This is a genomic window from Streptomyces californicus, assembly GCF_000717645.1.
Classification (GTDB): Bacteria; Actinomycetota; Actinomycetes; order Streptomycetales; family Streptomycetaceae; genus Streptomyces; species Streptomyces californicus.
This window is the reverse complement of record NZ_JNZZ01000016.1, coordinates 157,374-180,055: the sequence shown is the minus strand read 5'-3', so window position 1 is coordinate 180,055 and position 22,682 is coordinate 157,374. Positions and strand designations below refer to the sequence as shown.

The following is a 22,682-nucleotide window of genomic DNA, read 5'->3' as shown; positions in this document are numbered from 1 at the left end:
GGAGCGGGGCAGTCGTCATGCGCGTAGAACGTCATCAGGTGTCCGGGGCCGCCGTGTCGGCGGCCAGGGAGGACTTCGCCCACCGCATCGGCGGTCAGGTGCGGTCCATGTCCAAGGGCGGGCGCATGAGCACCTACGCGTGGCAGGCGATCGCCGACGAGTTCCTGGACTATCTGGGCGCCCTGTCCGTCGAGACGCCCGACCTGGACACGGCGGAGGCCAGGGCCGTCCTCAAGGACGCCTCCGAGGCGGCGGCCGGCGCCGTCGCCTACGCGGCCTACCACCCCCACTGCGGCTTCCAGGTCTTCCTGGACTACGTGAACTTCGGCATGAGCTACGACCGGGGCGAGGACGCCCCCGAGGAGAGCGTCACGGCCGGGGAGTGGACCGACGCGCTCTGCCTCGCGGTGCTCAGGGACCGGGCCTCCTGGCACGGGGAGGCGTTCCGCTTCGCCCGGGACAAGTTCGTCGAACAGACCCGGGGCACCCCCGTCGGCGAACTCGCCACCGGGCTGATGGCCGTCGTCCTGGACGACACGGGCGACGAGGAGGACTACCCGCCGAGCGCCGCGGCCAAGCTCGCCGCCGTGGACGCCGCCCTGGACCGGGTCCGCGCCCGCGCCGAGCAGACCGGCGAGCCGCTGCCCGCCCGGCCGGGCGGTGCGGCGCTGCACGCGCTGCGCGCCCTGGCCGCGGAGGACCGGGACGCCTTCGACACCGCACTGGCCGACCTCCTGACCCGGCACGCCGCGCTGCACAGCGCCTCCGCCACGCCCGGCAGCCTCCTCCCGCTCGTCCCCCTGGCCCTCGCCGCCCTCGCGTACCGGACGCTGGGCTGGTCGCCCGCTGTCCGCACCGACTACCTCCCGCACGCCCTGGTCACCGGCTTCGAGACCCGGGGCCCGCGGGTCGCCGGACTCGGCCGGGACCGGCGGCCGGACGCGGTGGCCGCGCTCGCGGCGGGCCCGCTGACCGTGGAACGGCCGGCCTTCTCCTGGACGGTGCACCTGAAGGCCGAGGCCCTGTACGAGGAGCACGTCACGGAGCTTCTCGCCGCCGGCGGCGAGGAGCCCCACGCCCTCTGGCGGCTCGGGCGCGCCATGGGCGACCAGGAGCGCCTCTTCAAGTGGCGTTCGGGCGTCTCCGGCACGGTGACGGACGAGCAGCTCCGCAACGTCCGCCTCGCCTCGCAGATGGGAGCGGCGCTGTTCCGCGTCGCGCGGGCCGAGCCGGGCGCCGAGGTCGAGGTCGTCATCGACGGCCGTCCCCTGCGCTACCGGGCCCAGCGCGGCGAGAAGACCGGACCGGGCCCCTGGCACACCGCCACCGCCTTCGCCCTCATCACCGGCTCGCGCGAGGACCTCGCGCCCCTCGTCCTCACCGGCCCGACGTACACCGCCCCGGACGGCTCCGCCTTCAGCGCCTACCGCGAGGCCCTGCACGCCTACCTCACCGGTACGGACTGCGAAGCCGCGGCCGAACAGGCCCTGCGCCAGGCCGAGAAGGCCAGGGACTGGGGCTGGGCGATGCCGCCGGCCGTCCTGCTGTCGCAGCTCGTGGAAGGCGACGAGGAGAGCTTCAACCTGGCCCTGGCCGACGCGCTCGAAGCCCACCGCGCCCACTACCAGGTCGCCGACCGGGCCGACGACCCGGACGCCGCCGTCGACCTCGACGCCCTCGCCCTGGCCTGTCACGCCCGCCGTCGCGGCTGGGAGATCCGCGTCGACTCCGCGTACCTCCCGAAGGGGCTTCTGCAGGCGGCCGAACCCTTCTGAACGCGCGGGCGAAACCTTCCGGCGCCGCGCACGTGACCGGCCGCGGCCGACCGGGCGGCCCGCCCCACGCGACGCCCCCACCGCCCGGCGCGGGGCATCGGAACGAGCCGAGGGGGCCCGTGGTACGCCACGGGCCCCTCGGTACGCACGGCACGCGTCGCGCCGACGCGCTCAGCCGGCCCCGCCCGCGTGGGACGTACCGTCGCGGAACGCGCCCAGGATCTCCTCGGCCGCCAGCGTCGCCGTCAACGTGCCCTCCCGGACCCGCTGTTCGAGCTCCGGCGCCAGCTTCCGCACCGCCGGATGGCTGTGCAGCCGGTCCAGCAGCTCGTCCCGGACCATGGACCAGGTCCAGTCCACCTGCTGGTCGCGCCGCTTGGCCGCCAGCCGGCCGGTCGACTCCAGCACCGTACGGTGCTGCTCCAGCCGGTCCCACAGGGTGTCGAGCCCCAGCGACTCGCGCGCGCTGCACGTGAGCACCGGAGGCGTCCACGCGGCGTCCGCCGGATGCATCAGCCGCAGCGCGCCCGCCAGTTCGCGCGCCGCCGAACGCGCGTCGCGCTCGTGCGGGCCGTCCGCCTTGTTCACCGCGATGGCGTCCGCCAGCTCCAGGACGCCCTTCTTGATGCCCTGCAACTGGTCTCCGGTACGGGCCAGCGTCAGCAGCAGGAACGTGTCGACCATGTTGGCCACCGCCGTCTCCGACTGCCCGACGCCCACCGTCTCCACCAGCACCACGTCGTACCCCGCCGCCTCCATCACCACGATGGACTCCCGGGTCGCCTTCGCCACCCCGCCCAGCGTGCCCGCCGTGGGGGAGGGGCGGACGAAGGCGGCCGGATCCACCGCCAGGCGCTCCATCCGGGTCTTGTCACCCAGGATGGAGCCGCCCGTACGGCTGGAGGACGGGTCGACCGCCAGCACCGCCACCCGGTGGCCGAGCCCCGTGAGCATGGTGCCGAGCGCGTCGATGAACGTGGACTTGCCCACGCCCGGCACCCCGCTGATCCCGATCCGCCGGGCCGCCCCCGCGTGCGGCAGCAGCCGGCTCAGCAACTCCTGCGCCAGCACCCGGTGTTCGGCCCGCGTCGACTCGACGAGCGTGATCGCGCGGGCGATGAACGCCCGCTTCCCGTCGAGCACTCCCTGCACATAACTGTCGATGTCGATCTTGGCAGCCATCCGGTCAGCGGCTCACAGCTCGTGGCCGAGCGCGGCGCCGAGCCGCGTCACCAGGTCGTGGGCCGCGTCCGGGATCACCGTCCCCGGCGGGAAGACCGACGCGGCGCCCGCCTCGTGCAGGGCCTCGACGTCCTGCGGCGGAATCACCCCGCCCACCACGATCATGATGTCCTCCCGGCCCTCGGCGGCCAGCTCCTCGCGCAGCGCCGGTACGAGCGTGAGGTGCCCCGCAGCCAGCGAGGAGACGCCCACGATGTGCACGTCGGCCTCGACCGCCTGCCGCGCCACCTCGCCCGGCGTCTGGAACAGCGGACCGACGTCCACGTCGAATCCCAGGTCGGCGAAGGCCGTGGCGATCACCTTCTGCCCCCGGTCGTGGCCGTCCTGGCCCATCTTGGCGACCAGGATGCGCGGCCGGCGGCCCTCCGCCTCCTCGAACGCGTCGACCAGCGCGCGGGTCCGGTCCACGGAAGGGGACTCTCCTGCCTCTTTGCGGTACACACCGGAGATCGTACGGATCTGGCCCGCGTGCCGCCCGTACACCTTCTCCAGCGCGTCCGAGATCTCGCCGACCGTGGCCATCGCCCGCGCCGCGTCGACCGCCAGCGCCAGCAGATTGCCCTCCAGGTCCGGGCCCGGGTCGCGCTCGGCGGCGGCCGTCAGCGCCCGCAGCGCCTCCTGGCACCGCGTCTCGTCGCGCTCCTCGCGCAGCCGGCGCAGCTTCTCGATCTGCTGGGTGCGCACCGAGGAGTTGTCGACCTTGAGCACGTCGATCTGCTCGTCGCTCTCCACCCGGTACTTGTTCACGCCGATCACCGGCTGCCGGCCGGAGTCGATCCGCGCCTGCGTCCGCGCCGCCGCCTCCTCCACCCGGAGCTTGGGGATGCCCGCGTCGATGGCCTTCGCCATCCCGCCGGCCGCCTCGACCTCCTCGATGTGCTGCCAGGCCCGTTCCGCCAGGTCCCGCGTCAGCTTCTCCACGTACGCGCTGCCGCCCCACGGGTCGATGACCCGGCAGGTGCCCGACTCCTGCTGGAGCAGGAGCTGGGTGTTGCGGGCGATCCGCGCCGAGAAGTCGGTGGGCAGCGCCAGCGCCTCGTCCAACGCGTTGGTGTGCAGCGACTGGGTGTGCCCCTGCGTCGCCGCCATCGCCTCCACACACGTGCGCGTCACGTTGTTGAACACGTCCTGCGCGGTGAGCGACCAGCCCGACGTCTGCGAATGGGTGCGCAGTGAGAGGGACTTGGGGTTCTTCGGGTCGAACTGCTTGACCAGGCGCGCCCACAGCAGCCGGGCCGCCCGCAGTTTGGCGACCTCCATGAAGAAGTTCATCCCGATCGCCCAGAAGAACGACAGGCGGGGCGCGAACGCGTCGACGTCCAGGCCCGCTTCACGCCCGGCGCGCAGGTACTCCACCCCGTCGGCCAGCGTGTACGCCAGCTCCAGATCGGCCGTCGCCCCGGCCTCCTGGATGTGGTAGCCGGAGATCGAGATGGAGTTGTAGCGCGGCATCTTCCGCGAGGTGAACGCGAAGATGTCGGAGATGATCCGCATCGAGGGCGTTGGCGGGTAGATGTAGGTGTTGCGGACCATGAACTCCTTGAGGATGTCGTTCTGAATGGTCCCGGCCAGCTTCTCGGGCGGCACGCCCTGTTCCTCGGCGGCCACGATGTACAGCGCCAGCACGGGGAGCACCGCGCCGTTCATCGTCATCGACACCGACATCCGGTCCAGCGGAATGCCGTCGAAGAGCTGACGCATGTCGTAGATGGAGTCGATCGCCACCCCGGCCATGCCGACGTCACCGGTCACCCGGGGGTGGTCGCTGTCGTACCCCCGGTGGGTGGGCAGGTCGAAGGCGACCGACAGGCCCTTCTGCCCGGCCGCGAGGTTGCGCCGGTAGAAAGCGTTGGACTCCTCGGCCGTCGAGAATCCGGCGTACTGGCGGATCGTCCAGGGCTGGTTGACGTACATCGTCGGGTAGGGCCCGCGCAGGTACGGGGCGATGCCCGGATAGCTGTGCAGCGCGTCCAGGCCCTCCAGGTCCTCACCGGTGTAGAGCGGCTTGACCGTGATGCCCTCGGGCGTCTCCCAGAGCGGGGCCTCGGCGCCGTCGGCGGCCTTCGTCACGGCCGCCAGCCACTCCTCGGCCGAACCGGCCGCGGGCGCCTCGGAGACGAGCGGAACGTCGGAGAAATCGGGAACGGAGGATGTCCGGTCCGTGGGCGAGGTCGGCATCACGCCACTCCCAAACGGTCGAGTACGGAGGTGAGAACGGCGACCGCGTCGCAGCCCGCGAAGACGTGTGCGTCGACGTCGGCGTACTCGCCGGGCCGGCCGGCGAGGAAGACCCGCGTGGCGCCCGCCGCCTTCAGCGCACCGGCCACCGGCGCCGCCTGCTCGGCGTAGAGCGCGTCCGACGAGCACAGCACGGCGACCGACGCCCCGGAGGACTTCAGCGCGTCGCCGGCCGTGTGCGCGTCCACCGACACCGGCTCGTGCACCGCCTCGATCCCGCCCGCCCCGAAGAGGTTGACGGCGAACGAGACGCGCGCGGTGTGCGCGGCGGCCGGACCGAGCGCGGCCACGAACACCTTCGGACGGCTCCCGGTCGCCGCGAGGTGCGCGTCCGACCGGGCACGCAGCGCCTCGAACGCCTCGTCGCGACGGACCCTGGGCAGACCGCCGGGCGCCCCGGCGTACGGGTCGGCCGCGGGCTCCCGCTCCACCGCGCGCTCGCCGGGCATCGGGAACTCGCTCACCCCGGTGATCGGCTCCTTGCGGCGGGCCAGCTTCGCGCTGCGCGCCGCCCAGGTGGCGGCCAGCCGCTCCGCGACCATCCCCGAGCGCAGGGCGGCGGGCAAGCCGCCCGCCCGCTCGGTCTCCTGGAAGAACGCCCAAGCGGCGGCGGCCAGTTCGTCGGTCAGCCGCTCCACGTACCAGGAGCCGCCCGCCGGGTCGACGACCCGGGCCAGGTGCGACTCCTCGATGAGGATCGTGGAGGTGTTGCGGGCGATGCGGCGCGCGAACGCGTCGGGCAGGCCCAGTGCGTGGTCGAACGGCAGCACGGTCACGGACTCCGCGCCGCCCACCCCCGCGCCCAGCGTGGCCAGCGTGGTGCGCAGCATGTTCACCCACGGGTCGCGGCGCGTCATCATCACCGGCGAGGTCACCGCGTGCTGCCGCTGCGCTCCGGCGGCGGGGGCCCCGGACGCCTCGGCGACCCGCGCCCACAGCCGGCGGGCCGCGCGCAGCTTGGCGATCGTCAGGAACTGGTCGGCGGTGGCCGCGTAACGGAACTCCAGCTGCCCGCAGGCCGCCTCCACGCTCATCCCGGCACCGGTCAGCGCCCGCAGGTAGGCGGTGCCCGTCGCCAGCGAGAGCCCCAGCTCCTCCCCGGCCGAGCCGCCCGCCTCGTGATAGGGCAGCGCGTCCACGGCGACGGCCCGCAGCTCCGGGTACTCCGCGTCGCACCGCTGGGCCCAGCGCACGGCCGGGGCGAGGTCCGCCTCGACGCCCGTCCGCGCCTCGTGGCCGAGCGGGTCGGCGCCCAGCGTGCCGCGCGCCTCGTGCCGGGCGACACCCCGTTCCTCGTACAGCCGCAGCAGTTCGCTCGCCGCGCCGTCCAGGTCGGCCGGGGCGTCGAGGGCGATCGGCGCGAGATCCAGGTACACCCCGTCCAGCGCCCGGGCCAGTCCCTCGACGGGGACGCCTGCCGGGCCGTCCACGCCGAGCCAGAGCGAGGTGACCCCGTTCTCCAGGTCGCCGAGCAGCGCCTCGTTGAGCCGGGCGGGGTCGGTGAGGGCGTGGCGCTGGCGCACGTCCCAGCCGCCCGCCGCGTTCCCCTCGGCCCTGCTGCCCCGTACGAAGGGGGCGAAGCCGGGGAAGCCGGTGTCGGGAGACTCGTCGTTCGCGGTGTAGAGAGGGCGGGTGGTGAGCCCGTCCTCCAGTGTGGTGGACAGGGCGTCCTCGGCGGCCGAGCCCGAGACTTCCTTACCCGACTTGCGCAGTACGCCTTCGACGAGGCTCTGCCACTGGTCATGGGAGGGGTCGGGGAACGCGGCGGCCGGAGAGAGCCCGTCAGCAGGCTGGACCGTCATGGTCAGATGCTAGGGCAGGGCGCGGAACGAGCAGCAGGGGCACGGGCTGTGACCTTGCCCTCGCGGAGATGCACTTGATCCTTTACACACGGTCGCGTAACCGGTTCGGCCGCCGGGTGACGGGCAACACGACGGGCCGCGACATCGGAATGAATCAGACCGGTGATGCATATTATGTGCTGAGTTTCCCGACTTGTTATGTGATTACTGGAATGCCCGTATCCACCCCGGCGCGCCCGCGGCCGCCGGGACACGGAGAGGACGCGACCGTGGCTGTCGGACCTGTGGAGTACCTCGTCATCGCCTTTCCCGGCAGCGGCTTCACCGGGACGATCGCCCCCGCGCTCGCCGGAGCCGTCGCGTCCGGAGCCGTACGCCCCGCCGATCTGGCCTTCGTCCGGCGGACCGGGGGCGGTGCGCCGGCCCAGGTGCCGCTGCGGGACCTGGACGCCGGGGGAGTCGTCCCCACCGACCCGGACGGCGGCGAGGCCGTGGCACTGACCCCGCGCGACCTCGACCGGATCGACGGCAGTGTGCCGCCCGGCGACACCGCCGCGATCGTGGTGCGGGAGGACCTGTGGACCACGGAGGCCGCCCGCGCGGTCCGCGAGGCGGGCGGCTCCTTCGTCGCCCACGAACGCCTCGGCTCCGGGGACGGGGCCGAGGAGACGGCCGGTGACGACATCATCGACCGGCTGGAGCGCCTCGCCGACCTGTGGAAGCGCGAGATCCTCAGCGACGAGGAGTTCGTGGAGCAGAAGACCAGACTCCTGTCCGACTGACCCGGTCCGACGCCGCCGGGACGCCAGAGCGCCGCTCCCGGGCGCGACGCCGTCATCCGACGCTCGACGCCGATCCCGACCCGTGCGATTCCCGGATTCCCCCGGGGAAAGAGGCAGTTCATCGTGCAGACCGCCCGGACCGTTGTGGCCTCCACCGTTGTCAATCTGCGCGACCTGGGCGGCATCGCCCTGAGCCGTGACCGCCGGGTGCGCCAGAGCGCCCTGTTCCGCTCGGGCCAGCTCAGCGAACTGGACCCGGAGAACGACCGGGCGATCGCCGCGCTCGGCATCCGCACCGTCGTCGACCTGCGCACCGCGGACGAGCGCCGCTGGGCCCCGGACCGGCTGCCGCACCGTTCCCGGCTCTTCGTCGCCGACGTGCTCGGCGACCACCCGGGCGTCGCGCCCTCCCGTCTGCGATCCCTGCTCGCCGACCCGGACGGGGCGCGGCGGGCGCTCGGCGGAGGCCGCGCCGAGGAACTGTTCGCCGACACCTACCGCAAGATGGTCCTCTCGCCCGGAGCGGCAGCCGCCTACCGGGCCTTCCTGGAGACCGCCGCCGACCCCCGCGCCCGCCCGCTGCTCTTCCACTGCACGGCGGGCAAGGACCGCACGGGCTGGGCGGCCGCCGTGCTGCTGATGATCCTCGGGGCGCCTCGCGCCACCGTCCGCGCGGACTTCCTCGGCGTCAACCCCGCCGTACGGGCGGCGTTCGCCCCGCAGGTGGCGCGGTTCCTCGACGGCGGCGGAGACCCCGCCGTCGCCGCGGCCGTCATCGAGGTCCGCCCCCGCTACCTGGACGCGGCCCTCGACGCCATGGACGAGCGGTGGGGCGGCCTGGAGGGCTACGTACGCGACGGACTGCGCGTGCCGGGCGCCGTACTGGAGCGGCTGCGCGAGGGCCTGGTGATCAGCGGCTGAGCCGGACGCCGGCCGCCCCCGACCGCGCGAAGGGGCCGGTGCGGCCAGGAATCCCCTGGCCGCACCGGCCCCTTCGTCCGCTCCGGACAGCGGCGGACGCGCCCTACAGGTGGACGAGCCGCTCGGTCAGGTCCCGGTAGTGCTGGAGCGCGATCCGCAGGTCCTCGGTCTCCGCCCCCGTGCCCGTGGCGTCCTCGCCCTTCCCGGCACGCAGTTTCCGGCCGCGCTCCTGGAGGGCGGCGCCGAGGTCCGCGACGACCTCCTCGAACGTGGCGTCGGCGTCCCGGACGGCCTGGTGCGGGTCCTCCACGAAACCGGTGACGGCCTGCTGGATCCGGGCGGCGAACGCCTCCCGCTGTTCCGGGGCGAACAGGGAGTGTCCGCCGCGTGCGCCCCCCTCGGCGCGGCCGTGCGCGGCGCCCGGACCGCTGCCCGGGGCTGCCGGGCCGGTCGCGGTCCTCGGGTCCGTCGCCCCGGTGTGGTCGAGGGGGACCGGGGCGCCCGCGTCCGGCGTCATGGGGCCGGTCCCGGGCTCCGGGGCGTGCGGGGGCGGTGCGGCGCCGTCGGCCGCGGACCCCGGTGCGTGCGGGGGCTGGGTGTCGGTCGCGGGACCGGGTGCGTGCGGGGCGGGGGAGTGGGGCCCGGACCCGGTGCCCGGAGCCGGAGCGGCGGGCGGTGCCGCGGGCTCCGCCGCCTTCTCCCTGCCCGTGACGGTCCTCGGAGCCGTTTCGGACGCGGCCGGCCGCCGGACGGGCGTACCCGTGTCGATCGGCCCGGCGCCCTCCGGAAGGCCGGGGCCGCCGGCGGGGTTCGTCCTGTCGTTCGGTGCCTGCGTCATGCGCCGTGTCCCTTCACGAGATGCCCGTTGCCGTGTTCACGCTGCGACCCGCCGTCCGCGAGGAGCGCTTCGAAGAGACCGCGGGCATCCATCAGTGCCTCCCGCATCTCCTCGGTGTTCGCGTGCCCGCTCCCCGCGGAGTGCACCCGCCGGTAGCCCTGGACGTGTGCGGCGTGGTGCACCGACAGCGCGTCCGTACGCTCGTCGAAGTCGTCGCCCGCCGGGAAGCCGCGCTCCCGCGACAGATCGGCCAGCAGCGTGTCGGCCTCCGCCAGCGAACGCTCCGGCGACTCGACGAACAGCTCCTGGGCGCTCGCCCAGCGGGCGGCGTAGCGGGCGCGGGCCTCCTCGGTCAGCGGGCGCTGTTCGAGGTGACCGTGCCGCTTCACCCGGTCGTCGAGCTCCAGCTCGGCCGCCTTGGTGTCACCGCCGTGCCGGGCGACGACCCGGTCGTACTCCGGTCCGAAACGGCTGCGCAGTCCCCGGCCGCCGGCCGTGCGCCCGCGCAGCAGCAGGAACGCGGCGATGGCCGCCACGACGACCACGGCGACGATGATGATCGCTGTCGTCACGGCTACCGCCCCCAACGTTCGTCGGCCGGTACGTAGCTCTGCTGTCGCACAGTGGTCAGCCCCTCTCGGTCCGGGCCCGGCGACAGTCGCCGGGCTGCGTGCAGGAGTTCGTGTACCCCCGGATCGCTGTTCGAGGCAGCCCGCTTCGGTCCGGACGCGACCGGGCGCCGCCGGAGCGGGGAAGGACGGCCCGCCCGGCCGCACCGCGGCACCGTGGCGCATACTCGCCGTATGGGAACGCACAGGTCAGGACGGTGGGGCGGACGCGCCCGGCGGAGCCCGGGCGTGACGGTCCGCCGTGCCGCGGCGGGCGACGCCGGGCGGCTGACGCGGGTGGTCCGCACCTCGCGCGCGTACGAGGGACCGTACGCGTCGATGGTCGAGGGCTACCGGGTCGGGCCCGACTACATCGAGGCGCACCGGGTCTTCGTCGCCGCGGACGACACGACGGACCGGGTCCTCGGGTTCTACGCGCTGGTCCTCGACCCGCCCGAGCTGGACCTGATGTTCGTCGCCGACGAGGCCCAGGGGCGCGGCATCGGCCGTCTCCTCGCCGCCCATCTGCGCGAGGAGGCCCGTGCCGCCGGGCTCGCGGGCGTCCGGATCGTCTCCCACCCGCCCGCCGAGGGCTTCTACCGGAGCATCGGCGCCGAACCCGTCGGCACGGTCCGGGCCGATCCGCCCGCGGTGCGGTGGGACCGGCCCGAACTCCTGCTCCGGGTCGGCTGAACCCGCACGGCGCGGGCCCGGCCGCGTGTGGCGACCGGGCCCTCTCTCCGTACCGTCGGTCTGTCCCGAAGGCCGTTCAGCCGCCGTACGGACGGGTGATCAGTTCCAGCCAGTGGCCGCTGGGATCGGGGAAGTACACTCCCTTGCCGCCGTCGTTGCGGTTGATCTCGCCGGGCAGCGTGCGCTGCGGATCGGCGTAGAACTCGATTCCCAGCGCCTGGATCCTCGCGAACGCGGCGTCGAACTCCGCCTCCGAGACCAGGAACGCGTAGTGCTGCGACGCGATCGACGCGGCGGGGACGGTCGCGAAGTCCAGAGTGACGTCGTTGGCGAGGACGACCGGGACGAACGGGCCCCATTCCTCCCCGACCGTCAGATCCAGCAGGTCCGCGAAGAAGGCGGCGGACTCGCGGTTGTCCCGGCAATGGACGATGGTGTGATTCAACTCGACCGACACGGTGGAATGCCTCCAAGGGCATCTCACGGGCCACCTCCACGCCTCACCCGGACGGTGACCGACGCGCGATGCCCTGCGGTGATCCTAAAGGGCCGTCGACGTTCCCGCGCGCGATTTCACCGGACGTCTGGGCACACGCGGAACCGACGGGTGCGCGTGTGATGCGGCGGCCCGCACGCGGTGGGGTTGGCCGTGCTCCTCCTGGGCACCAGTAGCCCCAGGTCGAACGGGTGTGCCAGTGTGCCCGGTCGTGCGGAGAAGAAGGAGAGCGTCGATGTCGGAGACCCATGGCAGAGGCCGGGAAGAGACCCAGGAGGAGCGGGCGGACCGGCAGTGGACCGAACTCCTCCAGGAACTGCGCGTCGCGCAGACCGGGGTGCAGATCCTCTTCGGCTTCCTCCTCGCTGTGGTCTTCCAGTCCCGGTTCGAGGACCTGGCCCATGTCGACCGGGACATCTACGTGGTGACCGTGATGCTCGGAGCGGCGACCGCCGCGACGCTCATCGGCCCCGTCTCCTACCACCGGCTCCTGACCGGCCGCCGGATGAAGCCGCAGACGGTCATCTGGGCCTCCCGGATGACCGTCCTCGGCCTGGTGCTGCTCTTCTGCACGATGTGCTCGACGCTGCTGCTGATCATGCGCGTCGCCCTGCACAACCAGGTGGCCCTGTGGCTGGTCGGCGTGATGGCCCTGTGGTTCCTGGCCTGCTGGTTCCTCTTCCCGCTCTGGGCCATCGCCAAGGGGCGCTCCGGCCCGCGCGAGGACGAGGCGGACGACGAGGCGGGCGCGACCGGCGCCTCCGGCCGGACCTGACCGGCCGCGCGCCGGTCAGGCCGGACTGGGCACGTCGGTGACGGCGAACAGCGCGCCGTCCGGGTCCCGCAGCGCGACCTCCGTACCCCCGAAGCCGGTACGGTCCTCGACGAGCGCGCCACCGTGCTCCTCGGCCGCGGCCACCGTCGCCGCCAGATCCGCCACCGGGAACTGCACCTGCCAGTGCGGGCGCACCAGCGGATCGGCCGCGGCCTCCACGGCCCCCGAGCTGATCCGGGCCAGCGGATGCCCCGAGCACCGCACGATCACCTCGTCGCCCTCGTAGGCCACGTCGCAGGCCCCGGGGCGCCCGCTCGCCCAGTCGAGCACCTCGCCGTAGAAGATCGCCGCGTCGAAGGCGTCGCGGGTCCGCAGCCGCAGCCAGGCGTGCGCGTGGTCGGCCGGGGCCGGCGGCGACGTGGAGGGCTCGGTGCGCTGCCAGAGGCCGAAGGACGCCCCGTCGCGGTCCGACGCCAGCACCCCGCGCCCCTTCCCGAGCGTCAGCGGCCCCACGGCCACGGTGCCGCTGCGCTCCCGCACCCGGGACGCGGCGACGTTCGCGTCCTCCACCGCGAAGTACGGCGTCCACGCCACCGCGACCTGGTAGGCGGAGGAGACGGCGAACAGCCCCGCCACCGGGATCTGGCCCCGGAAGGCGACCGAGAAGTCCGCACCGAGCCGCCCCGGCCGGAACGACCAGCCCAGCACCTGCCCGTAGAACCGCTGGGCCCTCTCCAGGTTCCGGGTCATCAGGGTGACCCAGCACGGCGCGGCCGGTCCGGTCAGCGGAGCCGCCGAGGAGGCCGTACGGGGATCGCTTCCGGTCATCGTCCACTGCCTTCTCCGGGCAGCGGCGTCCTGCCCGGCCGCTGCGGTCCAGCAACCAGCGTCGACCGCCCCGCCCGGTCCCGCAAACGCGAAGTCCCTCCCCGGTGCGCTCCGGGGAGGGACTTCGCGATGTCGAGGAAGGCTCGTCGAGACGGGCCGGCGACCGCGTGGGCGGCCGTCGCGAGCCGGTCCGATCAGCCGCGCGGCCGCTCCTCGTCGGGCGGGAGCGGACCGTTGCCGTGGTCCTTCAGCTCGTACGGGGACAGGGCGTGGCCGTCCTCGGGGAACCGGTCGGAGGAGTGCGGCTCGTGCTGCTCGATGTGCGTGCGCTGCTCCGGCCTCTCCGGCTGCTCGTGCGGCTTCGGCGGGGGCGGCTCGGCGTCGTGCTTGCGCTTGCTGAGGATGAAACCGCCGATCAGCAGGGCGACGACGGCCAGCGCCACGACGGGCAGGACGACCCCGAGGGCCCCCGTGCCGTCCGCGAGCGGGGCCGCGACCGGAAATTCGGCCGCATTGACTGCGTTGAGAACATCCATGTCTAGCGCATACCCCGCCGGATGGTCATCAGTCGGCTGTTCACAGCAATTCATGTTTTATGGGTATCTCAGGGGAAACGCGTTTCAGAGCCGGAGGCCGGAACAGCCCTCCTGCCCGCCCTCCGGGAGATCAAGGCCCCTTTCGGACGCCTTTCGTGTCGCCGTCGGCGGGGCACGGGGTGAGCCTGGAGGGGCCCCGAAAGCCGGCGACCCAGCGGAAGGAACCACGGTGAACAGCACCCCCGACCAGCACGGCGACGACCACCCGGCGGACCGGGAGGTGGTGGTCTCGCTCAGCCGCTGCGACGCACAGGACGCGCGGACCGTGTTCGACGTGCTCACCGCCGCGTTCGCCTCCGACCACCCGATGGGCGAGACCCCCGAAGCCTCCGCCGGGCCCCGGCCGGACGTCTGGGTCACCACCGTCGACGTGACCGAGCCGAGCACCGGGGCCGGCCCGGCCCGGCTCACCGCACCGGTCACGGTGGAGGCCCAGGGCGGCTACCGGGCCGTGGACCGGCTGCGCACCCACCTGGGCGGCGCCTTCGCGGTGAGCGTCGTCGGCACGGCCGCCGGGGACCAGGAGCAGGAGGTCCGGCTGCGGCTGGAGAACCGCTGACGCCCCGTACGAGGACACGACCGGCACCACGGCCGCCGGGCGGGACCCCGCCCGGCGGCGAAGCGAAAGGCGCGCCCATGGACTCCCTCGCTCTCGGAGCGGAACTCGAACCCGAACCGGTCCTCGACCGGCGCTCCGCCGTGACGCTGCGCGTCAACGGCGAGGAAACGTCGCTGACCGTCGACCACCGCAGCACGCTCCTGGAGACCCTGCGTGAGGACTTCGGGCTCACCGGAGCCAAGAAGGGCTGCGACCACGGCCAGTGCGGAGCCTGCACGGTCCTGGTCGACGGCCGACGGGTCAACAGCTGCCTGCAGCTCACCGTCGCCCGGAACGGCTCGGCGATCACCACCGTGGAAGGGCTCGCCGACGGCGAGGAACTGCATCCGCTGCAGCGCGCCTTCATCGAGCGGGACGCCCTCCAGTGCGGCTTCTGCACCCCGGGCCAGATCTGCTCGGCCGTGGGCATGCTCCGCGAAGCCGCCGACGGCGCGCCCTCCCACGCCACGGAGCCGGACACCGCGGCGGCCGGAGCGGTCGCGCTGGACGCCGAGGAGATCCGGGAGCGGATGAGCGGCAACCTCTGCCGGTGCGGGGCCTACCCCCGGATCGTCGAAGCCATCGAGGACGTGATCGCGTGAAACCGTTCGGCTATGTGCGCCCCGCCTCCACCGACGAGGCCGTCCGGCTCCGCGCCGCCGACCCCGCCGCCCGCTTCCTGGGCGGCGGCACCAACCTGGTCGACCTGATGAAGCTCGGCGTGGAGACGCCCGGCGCCCTCATCGACATCGCCGGACTGCCGCTGGACCGGGTGGCCCGGACGGCCGAGGGCGGTCTGAGCATCGGCGCCACCGTCCGCAACAGCGACCTCGCCGCCCACCCCGACGTGACGGGCGGCTACCCCGCACTCTCCCAGGCGCTGCTCGCCGGGGCGTCGGGCCAGCTCCGCAACGCCGCCACCACCGGCGGCAACCTGCTCCAGCGCACCCGGTGCCGCTACTTCCAGGACGTCTCCAAGCCCTGCAACAAACGCGTGCCCGGCTCCGGCTGCCCCGCGTACGAGGGATCCAACCGGGACCTCGCGATCCTCGGGTACTCACCCGAGTGCGTGGCGACCAACCCGTCCGACATGGCCGTGGCCCTCGCCGCGCTCGACGCGACCGTGGTGCTCGTCGGACCCGAGGGCGAACGGACCGTCCCCGTCGCCGAGTTCCACCGCCTGCCGGGGGAGAACCCCGACCAGGACACCGTGATCCGGCCCGGCGAGCTGATCACCGAGGTGGTGCTCCCGCCGCCGGCGCCCGGCGCTGCCTCCCGCTACCGCAAGGCCCGCGACCGGGCCAGCTACGCCTTCGCGCTCGTCTCCGTCGCCGCCACCCTCCGCGTGGCGGACGGCCGGGTGGAACACGCCACCCTGGCGTTCGGCGGCGTCGCCCCCCGGCCGTGGCGGGCGCGCCGCGCCGAGGCGGAGCTGCGTGACGCCCCGGCGACCCCCGCCGCCTTCCAGCACGCGGTGATCGCGGAACTGGCCGAGGCGCGGCCGCTGAGCGACAACGCCTTCAAGGTGGACCTGGCGCTCCGCCTCGCCCTCGACGTGCTCGGCGAACTCGCCGAACGCCGCCCCGCGCCCACCGCCTGAACGCGCCCACCGCCACCCCCGCACCCAGCCCGCGCGACGCGCCGTCGTACGCGCCGCAGGCCCCGCCGACCCCGAGGACCCAACGCCATGACCACGCAAGCCCCGCAGTTCCCCGGTGCGCCCGTCGTCCGCAGAGAGGCCCGGGACAAGGTCACCGGAACCGCCCGCTACGCGCTCGACCGCACCCCCGCCGGATGCCTGTACGCCTGGACCGTTCCGGCCACCATCGCGGCCGGACGCGTCACCGCCGTACGGGCCGTGGACGCCCTCGCCGTACCGGGCGTCCACTCCGTCCTCACCCACGACAACGCGCCCGCGCTGCGGGAGCCCGACGACCCGATCCTCGCGGTGCTCCAGGACGACAGGGTCCCGCACCACGGCTGGCCGATCGCCCTCGTGCTCGCCGACAGCCTCGAAGCGGCCCGTACCGGGGCCGGGGCCCTGCACATCGAGTACGAGCGCGACCCCCACGACGTCACCCTCACCGAGGACCACCCCGGCCTCTACACGCCCGACGAGGCCAACGGCGGCGAACCCGCCCTCCGGGTGCGGGGCGACGTGGAGAGGGCCCTGGCCGCCTCGCACGTCCAGGTGGACGCCACGTACCGGATGAGCGCACTGCACAACCACCCCATGGAACCGCACGCCGCCACCGCCGTCTGGGAGGACGGCCACCTCACCGTCCACGACTCCAGCCAGGGCGCCACCAAGGTCCGCGAGAGCCTGGCCCAGGCGTTCGGGCTCGACCCGGACCGGATCACCGTGGTCTCCGAGCACGTCGGCGGCGGCTTCGGCTCCAAGGGCACCACCCGCCCGCAAGCGGTGCTGGCCGCGATGGCCGCCCGGCACACCGGCCGACCCGTCAAGCTCGGCTTCCCCCGCGCCCAGCTCGCGGAGGTCGTCGGACACCGGGCCCCCACCATCCAGCGGGTCCGGCTCGGCGCCGACGAGGACGGCACGCTCACCGCCGTCAGCCACGAGGTGGTCACCCGGACCTCCACGGTCAAGGAGTTCGTCGAGCAGGCCGCCGTGCCCGCCCGCGTCATGTACGCCTCGCCGAACAGCCGCACCGGCCACCGGGTGGTCGCCCTCGACGTCCCCAGCCCCTCCTGGATGCGCGCCCCCGGGGAGGCGTCGGGGATGTACGCGCTGGAGTCCGCCATGGACGAACTCGCCTCCGCGCTCGGCCTGGACCCCGTGGAGCTGCGGCTGCGCAACGACCCGCAGACCGAACCGGACAGCGGCCGCCCCTTCAGCAGCCGGGGCCTCGCCGCCTGTCTGCGCGAGGGCGCGGCACGGTTCGGCTGGCACGACCGCGACCCGCGCCCCGCCGCGCGCCAGGAGGGCCGGTGGCTCATCGGCACGGGGGTGGCCTCCGCCACCTACCCCGTCCTCGTCTCCCCGTCCACCGCGAGCGCCCACGCCGCACCGGACGGCTCCCCGCACATCCGGGTCAACGCCACCGACATCGGCACCGGGGCGCGCACCGTGCTCGCCCAGATCGCCGCCGACGCGCTCGGCGTCGCCCCCGAGACCGTCCGGATCGACATCGGCTCCACCGAGCTGCCCGCCGCCCCGCTGGCCGGGGGCTCCTCCGGCACCGCCTCCTGGGGCTGGGCCGTGCACCGGGCCGCCACCGATCTCGCCGCCCGGCTCGCGGAGCACACCGGGCCCCTGCCGCCCGAGGGCATCACCACCACCGCCGACACCGAGCGGGAGGCAGGCGAGGAGTCCCCTTACGCCCGCCACGCCTTCGGAGCCCACTTCGCCGAGACCGCCGTCGACGCCGTCACCGGCGAGGTGCGCGTACGCCGCCTCCTCGGGGTCTACGCCGCAGGACGCATCCTGAACGAGCGCACCGCCCGCTCCCAGTTCACCGGCGGCATGGTCATGGGCATCGGCATGGCCCTCACCGAGGGCTGCGGCACCGACCCGGTCTTCGGCGACTTCACCGCCAAGGACCTCGCCGCCTACCACGTGCCCGTCTGCGCCGACACGGCCGACATCCAGGCGCACTGGATCGAGGAGGACGACCGCCACCTCAACCCGATGGGGAGCAAGGGCATCGGGGAGATCGGGATCGTCGGCACCGCCGCCGCCATCGGGAACGCGGTCCGTCACGCCACCGGCGCCCGGCTGCGCGAACTGCCCCTCACCCCGGACGCCCTGCTGCCCTACCTCCTGTGACCGGGCACCCCTCCCACCAGCACGGACGGCCCAGCTGTTGCGCGTCCGGCGTACCGCGCTCACCCTGATGAGTGACCCAGAAGCGACCAGTGCTCACGCTTCGTGTTCGGGGGTCGTTCGTGCGACGGGGTGACGTACGGCGGGGAGCACGTGGGCCTTGTGATGAGGAGCCTCGACGATGACCGTTCCACTCGACCGGCACCGCTCGGTCGAACTGCAGGTGTGGGCCGAACGCGTTCCGCGTGTGCGGCGGATCGTCGCCGCACACCTGCGCCACTGGAGCCTCGACCTGCACGTCCGGCCCGTCGGCCGGGCCCTGGACGAACTCCTGGCCAACGTCCACCGGCACGTCGGCGACGACAACGCCTGCGTCGTCGAACTCCGCTGGACCGGGCGGCGCGTGACCGTGTCCGTGGCGGACGACAGCACCCGCATGCCCCGGCTGCTGCCGTCCGGCGGCGGACTCAGCCGGGTGATGGCCCTCAGCGACAGCTGGGGCACCTGCCGGACCGCGGACGGCAAGGTGGTCTGGTTCACCCGCTACGCCGAGGCGCCCCGGACGGCGGGACTGCTCCCGTACGCGCCGCTCCCCGGCGTCCGCACCGCGCGCGAGCTTCCGCTCCCGGCGCTCGTCTGACCGCCCGGAGGGGCGGTCCGGCACCACCGGCCGGCGCGGAACGTGCCCCGGAAGCCCCCGCCGCACAGGCGGGGCGCCCCCGGCAGGCATGATCCGCGCCGGCCGGGTACGTGCGGAGGAGGAACGGGCCGCGTTGCGCACACCGGTGCGGCGCGGCACGGTCGGAGTACCGATGCAAGGAGGCCACTGCCATGCCCATCGCGACGGTCAACCCCGCGAACGGCGAACTGATCAGGACGTTCGACGCCTTCGGCGACGATGAGACCGAACGCAGGATCACCGCCGCCGCGGAGACCTTCCGCCAGTACCGCACCACCCCCTTCGAACAGCGCGCGGCCTGGCTGAACCGGGCCGCCGACCTCCTCGACGAGGACCGCGACACCATCGCCCGCACCATGACCGTCGAGATGGGCAAGCCCATCGCGGCGGCCCGCGCGGAGGCGGCCAAGTGCGCCAAGGCGATGCGCTGGTACGCCGCCCGCGCCGAGGGGCTGCTCGCGGACGAGCACCCGGATGCCGACGACGTCCACGACTCGGGCGCCTCCCGCGCGCTGGTCCGCTACCGGCCGCTCGGCGTCGTCCTCGCCGTGATGCCGTGGAACTTCCCGCTCTGGCAGGTCGTGCGCTTCGCCGCCCCCGCGCTCATGGCGGGCAACGTCGGACTGCTCAAGCACGCCTCCAACGTCCCGCAGACCGCGCTGTACCTGGAGGACCTCTTCCACCGGGCGGGCTTCCCCGCCGGCTGCTTCCGTACGCTGCTGATCGGCTCGGGCGACGTCGAGGCCGTCCTGCGCGACCCGCGCGTCGCCGCCGCCACGCTCACCGGCAGCGAGCCGGCGGGCCGCTCCGTCGCCGCCACCGCCGCCGACGAGGTCAAGAAGACCGTGCTGGAACTCGGCGGCAGCGACCCCTACATCGTCCTGCCCTCCGCCGACGTCGCGAAGGCCGCCGCCACCGCCGTCACCGCACGCGTCCAGAACAACGGGCAGTCCTGCATCGCCGCCAAGCGGTTCATCGTCCACGCCGACGTGTACGACGAGTTCGCCGAACGGTTCACCGAGGGCATGCGGGCCCTGACCGTCGGCGATCCGCTGGAGGAGGGCACCGACGTCGGCCCGCTCTCCACCGAGCAGGGCCGCACCGACCTGGAGGAACTCGTCGACGACGCCGTCGAACGCGGCGCGGAGGTGCTGTGCGGCGCACGGCGGCCCGACAAGCTCGGCGGCGGCCTGGAGAACGGCTGGTTCTACGAGCCCACCGTGCTCGCCGGCATCACCACCGCCATGCGCATCCACCAGGAGGAGACCTTCGGCCCCGTCGCCACCCTCCACCGGGTCGCCGACCTGGACGAGGCGGTCCACCTGGCCAACGACACCCCCTTCGGCCTCAGCTCCAACGTCTGGACCCGCGACGCCGGCGAACAGGAGCGCTGCGCCCGCGACCTGGAGGCCGGCGGAGTCTTCTTCAACGGGATGACCGCCTCCCACCCCGCCCTGCCCTTCGGCGGCGTCAAGCGCTCGGGCTACGGCCGCGAGCTGGCCGACCACGGCATCCGCGAGTTCTGCAACGTCACCACCCTCTGGTACGGGCCCGAGGAGTCCTGAGAACCCGGCCCGCCCACCGTCGGCCGACGAGGAGACCTCCTCCGTGAGCGACACCCCGACCGCCTCCGCCCCCACCTCCCTGACCGACGACGAAGTCGCCGCGCTCGACGCGCACTGGCGCGCGTCCAACTACCTCGCCGTCGGCCAGATCTACCTGATGGACAACCCCCTGCTGACCCGGCCGCTCGTCCCCGAGGACATCAAGCCGCGGCTGCTCGGCCACTGGGGCACCTCGCCGGGGCTCAATCTCGTCCACACCCACCTCAACCGGGTGATCAAGCGGCGCAGCCGGTCCGCCCTCTGCGTCTGGGGACCCGGCCACGGCGGCCCCGCCGTCCTCGCCAACTCCTGGCTGGAGGGCAGCTACTCCGACACGTATCCGGACGTCGGCCGCGACGCGGCGGGCATGGGGCGGCTGTTCCAGCAGTTCTCCTTCCCCGGCGGCGTGCCCAGCCACGTCGCACCCGAGACCCCCGGCTCCATCCACGAGGGCGGCGAACTCGGCTACTCCCTCGCCCACGCCTACGGCGCCGCCTTCGACCACCCGGACCTCCTCGTCGCCTGCGTGGTCGGCGACGGCGAGGCGGAGACGGGGCCGCTCGCCGCGTCCTGGCACGCGAACAAGTTCCTCGACCCGGTCCACGACGGGGCCGTCCTGCCGATCCTCCACCTCAACGGCTACAAGATCGCCAACCCGACGGTCCTGGCCCGGATCCCCGAGGAGGAACTGGACCGGCTGCTGCGCGGCTACGGGCACGACCCGCTGTTCGTCACCGGCGACGACCCGGCCGCCGTCCACCGCGCCCTCGCCGCCGCCATGGACACCGCCCTGGACCGCGTCGACGCCCACCAGCGGGCGGCACGCGAGGACGGCGTCACCGAACGGCCCCCCTGGCCCATGATCGTCCTGCGCACCCCCAAGGGCTGGACCGGACCCGAGGAGGTCGACGGCCTCCCCGTCGAGAACACCTGGCGCTCCCACCAGGTCCCGCTCTCCGGCGTCCGCGACAACCCGGAGCACCTGCGGCAACTGGAAGCCTGGCTGCGCTCCTACCGGCCGGAGGAACTGTTCGACGGCGAAGGCCGCCCCACCCCGCAGGTCCTCGCCTGTGTGCCCGAGGGCGAGGCCCGCCTCGGCTCCACCCCGTACGCCAACGGCGGGCGGCTCCTGCGCGACCTCCCGCTGCCCGATCTCGCGAACCACGCCGTGCCCGTCGACCGGCCCGGCACCGCCCTCCACGAACCGACCAAGGTGCTCGGCGGCCTCCTGGAGAGCGTCATGGCCGCGACCGCCGGGCGCAGGGACTTCCGCGTGGTCGGCCCCGACGAGACCGCCTCCAACCGGCTCGACGCCCTCTACCACGCCACCGGCAAGGCGTGGCAGGCCGGAACCCTGCCCACCGACGAACACCTCGCCCACGACGGTCGCGTGATGGAGGTGCTCTCCGAACACCTCTGCCAGGGCTGGCTGGAGGGCTACCTCCTCACCGGGCGGCACGGACTCTTCTCCAGCTACGAGGCGTTCGCCCACATCGTCGACTCCATGGTCAACCAGCACATCAAATGGCTGCGCACCTCACGCCGGCTGCCCTGGCGGCGCCCCATCGCCTCACTCAACTACCTGCTGACCTCGCACGTGTGGCGCCAGGACCACAACGGCTTCTCGCACCAGGACCCCGGCTTCGTCGACCACATCCTCAACAAGAGCCCCGAGGTCGTCCGCGTCTACCTCCCGCCGGACGCCAACACCCTGCTCTCGGCGGCCGACCACGCCCTGCGCAGCCGGGACTACGTCAACGTGATCGTCGCCGGCAAGCAGCCCACCTTCGACTGGCTCACCCTCGACGAGGCCCGCGCCCACTGCGCACGGGGCGCCGGGGTCTGGCCGTGGGCCGGCACCGAGGACGGCACCCGGGAACCGGACGTGGTCCTCGCCTGCGCCGGGGACGTACCCACCCAGGAGACCCTGGCCGCGGCCGATCTGCTCCGCCGTCACCTGCCGGAGCTCGCCGTCCGAGTGGTGAACATCGTGGACATCGCGCGCTTGATGCCCGACACGGAGCATCCGCACGGCATGCCGGACTCCGAGTACGACGCCCTGTTCACCCGCGAGCGGCCGGTCGTCTTCGCCTACCACGGCTACCCGTGGCTGATCCACCGGCTCGCCTACCGCCGGGCCGGCCACGCCCACCTCCATGTGCGCGGCTACAAGGAGGAGGGCACCACGACGACCCCGTTCGACATGGTCGTCCGCAACGACCTCGACCGCTACCGGCTGGTCATGGACGTCATCGACCGGGTGCCCGGCCTCGGCGTCCGCGCCGTCGCGCTGCGCCAGGAGATGGCGGACGCCCGCACCCGCCACCACGCCTGGATCCGCGAACACGGCACGGACCTGCCGGAGGTCGCGGAGTGGACGTGGGGCGGCTGACCGGCCGCGGGCCTGGCGGACGCGGGGGAGC

20 protein-coding genes are annotated in these 22,682 nt (G+C 73.8%); 12 read left to right on the top strand and 8 right to left on the bottom strand.

Annotated elements, in window-relative coordinates:
* Positions 1-17 precede the first annotated feature (17 nt).
* Entirely contained in the window at positions 18-1,775 is a 1,758-nt protein-coding gene (locus IF19_RS0121250) for an immunity 49 family protein (RefSeq protein WP_030116894.1), read from the top strand.
* A gap of 171 nt (positions 1,776-1,946) precedes the next feature.
* On the opposite strand, the gene meaB is transcribed toward IF19_RS0121250, so the two are convergent.
* Genes meaB through IF19_RS0121235 form a run of 3 tightly spaced genes read right to left on the bottom strand, consistent with a single transcriptional unit; the run spans position 1,947 to position 7,057 of the window.
* Positions 1,947-2,957, bottom strand: coding sequence for a methylmalonyl Co-A mutase-associated GTPase MeaB (meaB, locus tag IF19_RS0121245; protein WP_030116895.1), 1,011 nt, complete (start codon positions 2,955-2,957; stop codon positions 1,947-1,949).
* A gap of 12 nt (positions 2,958-2,969) precedes the next feature.
* On the bottom strand, positions 2,970-5,195 hold the full coding sequence (scpA, locus tag IF19_RS0121240) for a methylmalonyl-CoA mutase (RefSeq protein WP_030121187.1): 2,226 nt from the start codon (positions 5,193-5,195) through the stop codon (positions 2,970-2,972).
* Positions 5,195-7,057, bottom strand: a complete 1,863-nt coding sequence (locus IF19_RS0121235) for a methylmalonyl-CoA mutase family protein (protein ID WP_030121188.1) — start codon at positions 7,055-7,057, stop codon at positions 5,195-5,197. Before IF19_RS0121235 ends, scpA begins: the two co-directional genes overlap by 1 nt.
* Before the next feature lie 269 nt (positions 7,058-7,326).
* Between IF19_RS0121235 and IF19_RS0121230 the strand changes: the two genes are divergently transcribed.
* Both IF19_RS0121230 and IF19_RS0121225 read left to right on the top strand, forming a co-directional pair.
* Complete coding sequence (locus IF19_RS0121230; protein WP_030116898.1) at positions 7,327-7,839, top strand: SHOCT domain-containing protein; 513 nt, start codon at positions 7,327-7,329, stop codon at positions 7,837-7,839.
* Between the two features lie 123 nt (positions 7,840-7,962).
* Positions 7,963-8,760, top strand: coding sequence for a tyrosine-protein phosphatase (locus IF19_RS0121225; RefSeq protein WP_030276717.1), 798 nt, complete (start codon positions 7,963-7,965; stop codon positions 8,758-8,760).
* Positions 8,761-8,863: 103 nt separating this feature from the next.
* On the opposite strand, the gene IF19_RS1000000138385 is transcribed toward IF19_RS0121225, so the two are convergent.
* Both IF19_RS1000000138385 and IF19_RS0121215 read right to left on the bottom strand, forming a co-directional pair.
* Positions 8,864-9,277, bottom strand: coding sequence for a hypothetical protein (locus IF19_RS1000000138385; protein ID WP_223857839.1), 414 nt, complete (start codon positions 9,275-9,277; stop codon positions 8,864-8,866).
* 317 nt (positions 9,278-9,594) lie between these two features.
* A complete protein-coding gene (locus tag IF19_RS0121215) occupies positions 9,595-10,170 on the bottom strand; it encodes a hypothetical protein (protein WP_030116902.1) in 576 nt (191 codons plus the stop codon).
* Positions 10,171-10,401: 231 nt separating this feature from the next.
* Here IF19_RS0121215 and IF19_RS0121210 point away from each other — a divergent pair, with 231 nt between their 5' ends.
* Complete coding sequence (locus IF19_RS0121210) at positions 10,402-10,899, top strand: GNAT family N-acetyltransferase (RefSeq protein WP_030116903.1); 498 nt, start codon at positions 10,402-10,404, stop codon at positions 10,897-10,899.
* Positions 10,900-10,975: 76 nt separating this feature from the next.
* Here the strand turns inward: IF19_RS0121210 and IF19_RS0121205 are convergent, their stop codons facing one another.
* Positions 10,976-11,356 carry a VOC family protein gene (locus IF19_RS0121205; RefSeq protein ID WP_030116904.1) on the bottom strand — a complete coding sequence of 127 codons (381 nt, stop codon included), beginning with the start codon at positions 11,354-11,356 and terminating at the stop codon, positions 10,976-10,978.
* 274 nt (positions 11,357-11,630) lie between these two features.
* Between IF19_RS0121205 and IF19_RS0121200 the strand changes: the two genes are divergently transcribed.
* Complete coding sequence (locus IF19_RS0121200; RefSeq protein ID WP_030116905.1) at positions 11,631-12,170, top strand: DUF6328 family protein; 540 nt, start codon at positions 11,631-11,633, stop codon at positions 12,168-12,170.
* 15 nt (positions 12,171-12,185) lie between these two features.
* Here IF19_RS0121200 and IF19_RS0121195 read toward each other — a convergent pair whose 3' ends face one another.
* Complete coding sequence (locus tag IF19_RS0121195) at positions 12,186-12,998, bottom strand: VOC family protein (protein ID WP_030116906.1); 813 nt, start codon at positions 12,996-12,998, stop codon at positions 12,186-12,188.
* 194 nt (positions 12,999-13,192) lie between these two features.
* On the bottom strand, positions 13,193-13,534 hold the full coding sequence (locus tag IF19_RS0121190) for a DUF6479 family protein (protein ID WP_030116907.1): 342 nt from the start codon (positions 13,532-13,534) through the stop codon (positions 13,193-13,195).
* A 229-nt stretch (positions 13,535-13,763) separates the two neighbouring features.
* Between IF19_RS0121190 and IF19_RS0121185 the strand changes: the two genes are divergently transcribed.
* The 7 genes from IF19_RS0121185 (at position 13,764) to IF19_RS0121155 (ending at position 22,651) form a co-directional block, all read left to right on the top strand.
* Positions 13,764-14,153, top strand: coding sequence for a hypothetical protein (locus IF19_RS0121185; RefSeq protein WP_030116908.1), 390 nt, complete (start codon positions 13,764-13,766; stop codon positions 14,151-14,153).
* Positions 14,154-14,230: 77 nt separating this feature from the next.
* Positions 14,231-14,794 carry a (2Fe-2S)-binding protein gene (locus IF19_RS0121180; RefSeq protein ID WP_030116909.1) on the top strand — a complete coding sequence of 188 codons (564 nt, stop codon included), beginning with the start codon at positions 14,231-14,233 and terminating at the stop codon, positions 14,792-14,794.
* Positions 14,791-15,792 carry an FAD binding domain-containing protein gene (locus IF19_RS0121175; RefSeq protein ID WP_030116910.1) on the top strand — a complete coding sequence of 334 codons (1,002 nt, stop codon included), beginning with the start codon at positions 14,791-14,793 and terminating at the stop codon, positions 15,790-15,792. The genes IF19_RS0121180 and IF19_RS0121175 overlap by 4 nt, the downstream gene beginning before the upstream one ends.
* 87 nt (positions 15,793-15,879) lie before the next feature.
* Complete coding sequence (locus IF19_RS0121170) at positions 15,880-17,979, top strand: xanthine dehydrogenase family protein molybdopterin-binding subunit (RefSeq protein WP_030116911.1); 2,100 nt, start codon at positions 15,880-15,882, stop codon at positions 17,977-17,979.
* Between the two features lie 178 nt (positions 17,980-18,157).
* On the top strand, positions 18,158-18,616 hold the full coding sequence (locus tag IF19_RS0121165) for an ATP-binding protein (protein ID WP_030116912.1): 459 nt from the start codon (positions 18,158-18,160) through the stop codon (positions 18,614-18,616).
* Between the two features lie 191 nt (positions 18,617-18,807).
* Complete coding sequence (locus IF19_RS0121160; RefSeq protein WP_030276715.1) at positions 18,808-20,220, top strand: NADP-dependent succinic semialdehyde dehydrogenase; 1,413 nt, start codon at positions 18,808-18,810, stop codon at positions 20,218-20,220.
* 43 nt (positions 20,221-20,263) lie between these two features.
* Positions 20,264-22,651, top strand: coding sequence for a phosphoketolase family protein (locus IF19_RS0121155; protein WP_030276713.1), 2,388 nt, complete (start codon positions 20,264-20,266; stop codon positions 22,649-22,651).
* Positions 22,652-22,682 lie beyond the last annotated feature (31 nt).

Bases quoted from the DNA above. Each gene is read 5' to 3' on its own strand.
- IF19_RS0121250 (WP_030116894.1), top strand. From the start codon at position 18: ATGCGCGTAGAACGTCATCAGGTGTCCGGGGCCGCCGTGTCGGCGGCC.
- meaB (WP_030116895.1), bottom strand. From the start codon at position 2,957: ATGGCTGCCAAGATCGACATCGACAGTTATGTGCAGGGAGTGCTCGAC.
- scpA (WP_030121187.1), bottom strand. From the start codon at position 5,195: ATGCCGACCTCGCCCACGGACCGGACATCCTCCGTTCCCGATTTCTCC.
- IF19_RS0121235 (WP_030121188.1), bottom strand. From the start codon at position 7,057: ATGACGGTCCAGCCTGCTGACGGGCTCTCTCCGGCCGCCGCGTTCCCC.
- IF19_RS1000000138385 (WP_223857839.1), bottom strand. From the start codon at position 9,277: ATGACGCCGGACGCGGGCGCCCCGGTCCCCCTCGACCACACCGGGGCG.
- IF19_RS0121210 (WP_030116903.1), top strand. From the start codon at position 10,402: ATGGGAACGCACAGGTCAGGACGGTGGGGCGGACGCGCCCGGCGGAGC.
- IF19_RS0121200 (WP_030116905.1), top strand. From the start codon at position 11,631: ATGTCGGAGACCCATGGCAGAGGCCGGGAAGAGACCCAGGAGGAGCGG.
- IF19_RS0121195 (WP_030116906.1), bottom strand. From the start codon at position 12,998: ATGACCGGAAGCGATCCCCGTACGGCCTCCTCGGCGGCTCCGCTGACC.
- IF19_RS0121190 (WP_030116907.1), bottom strand. From the start codon at position 13,534: ATGGATGTTCTCAACGCAGTCAATGCGGCCGAATTTCCGGTCGCGGCC.
- IF19_RS0121180 (WP_030116909.1), top strand. From the start codon at position 14,231: ATGGACTCCCTCGCTCTCGGAGCGGAACTCGAACCCGAACCGGTCCTC.
- IF19_RS0121170 (WP_030116911.1), top strand. From the start codon at position 15,880: ATGACCACGCAAGCCCCGCAGTTCCCCGGTGCGCCCGTCGTCCGCAGA.
- IF19_RS0121165 (WP_030116912.1), top strand. From the start codon at position 18,158: ATGACCGTTCCACTCGACCGGCACCGCTCGGTCGAACTGCAGGTGTGG.
- IF19_RS0121160 (WP_030276715.1), top strand. From the start codon at position 18,808: ATGCCCATCGCGACGGTCAACCCCGCGAACGGCGAACTGATCAGGACG.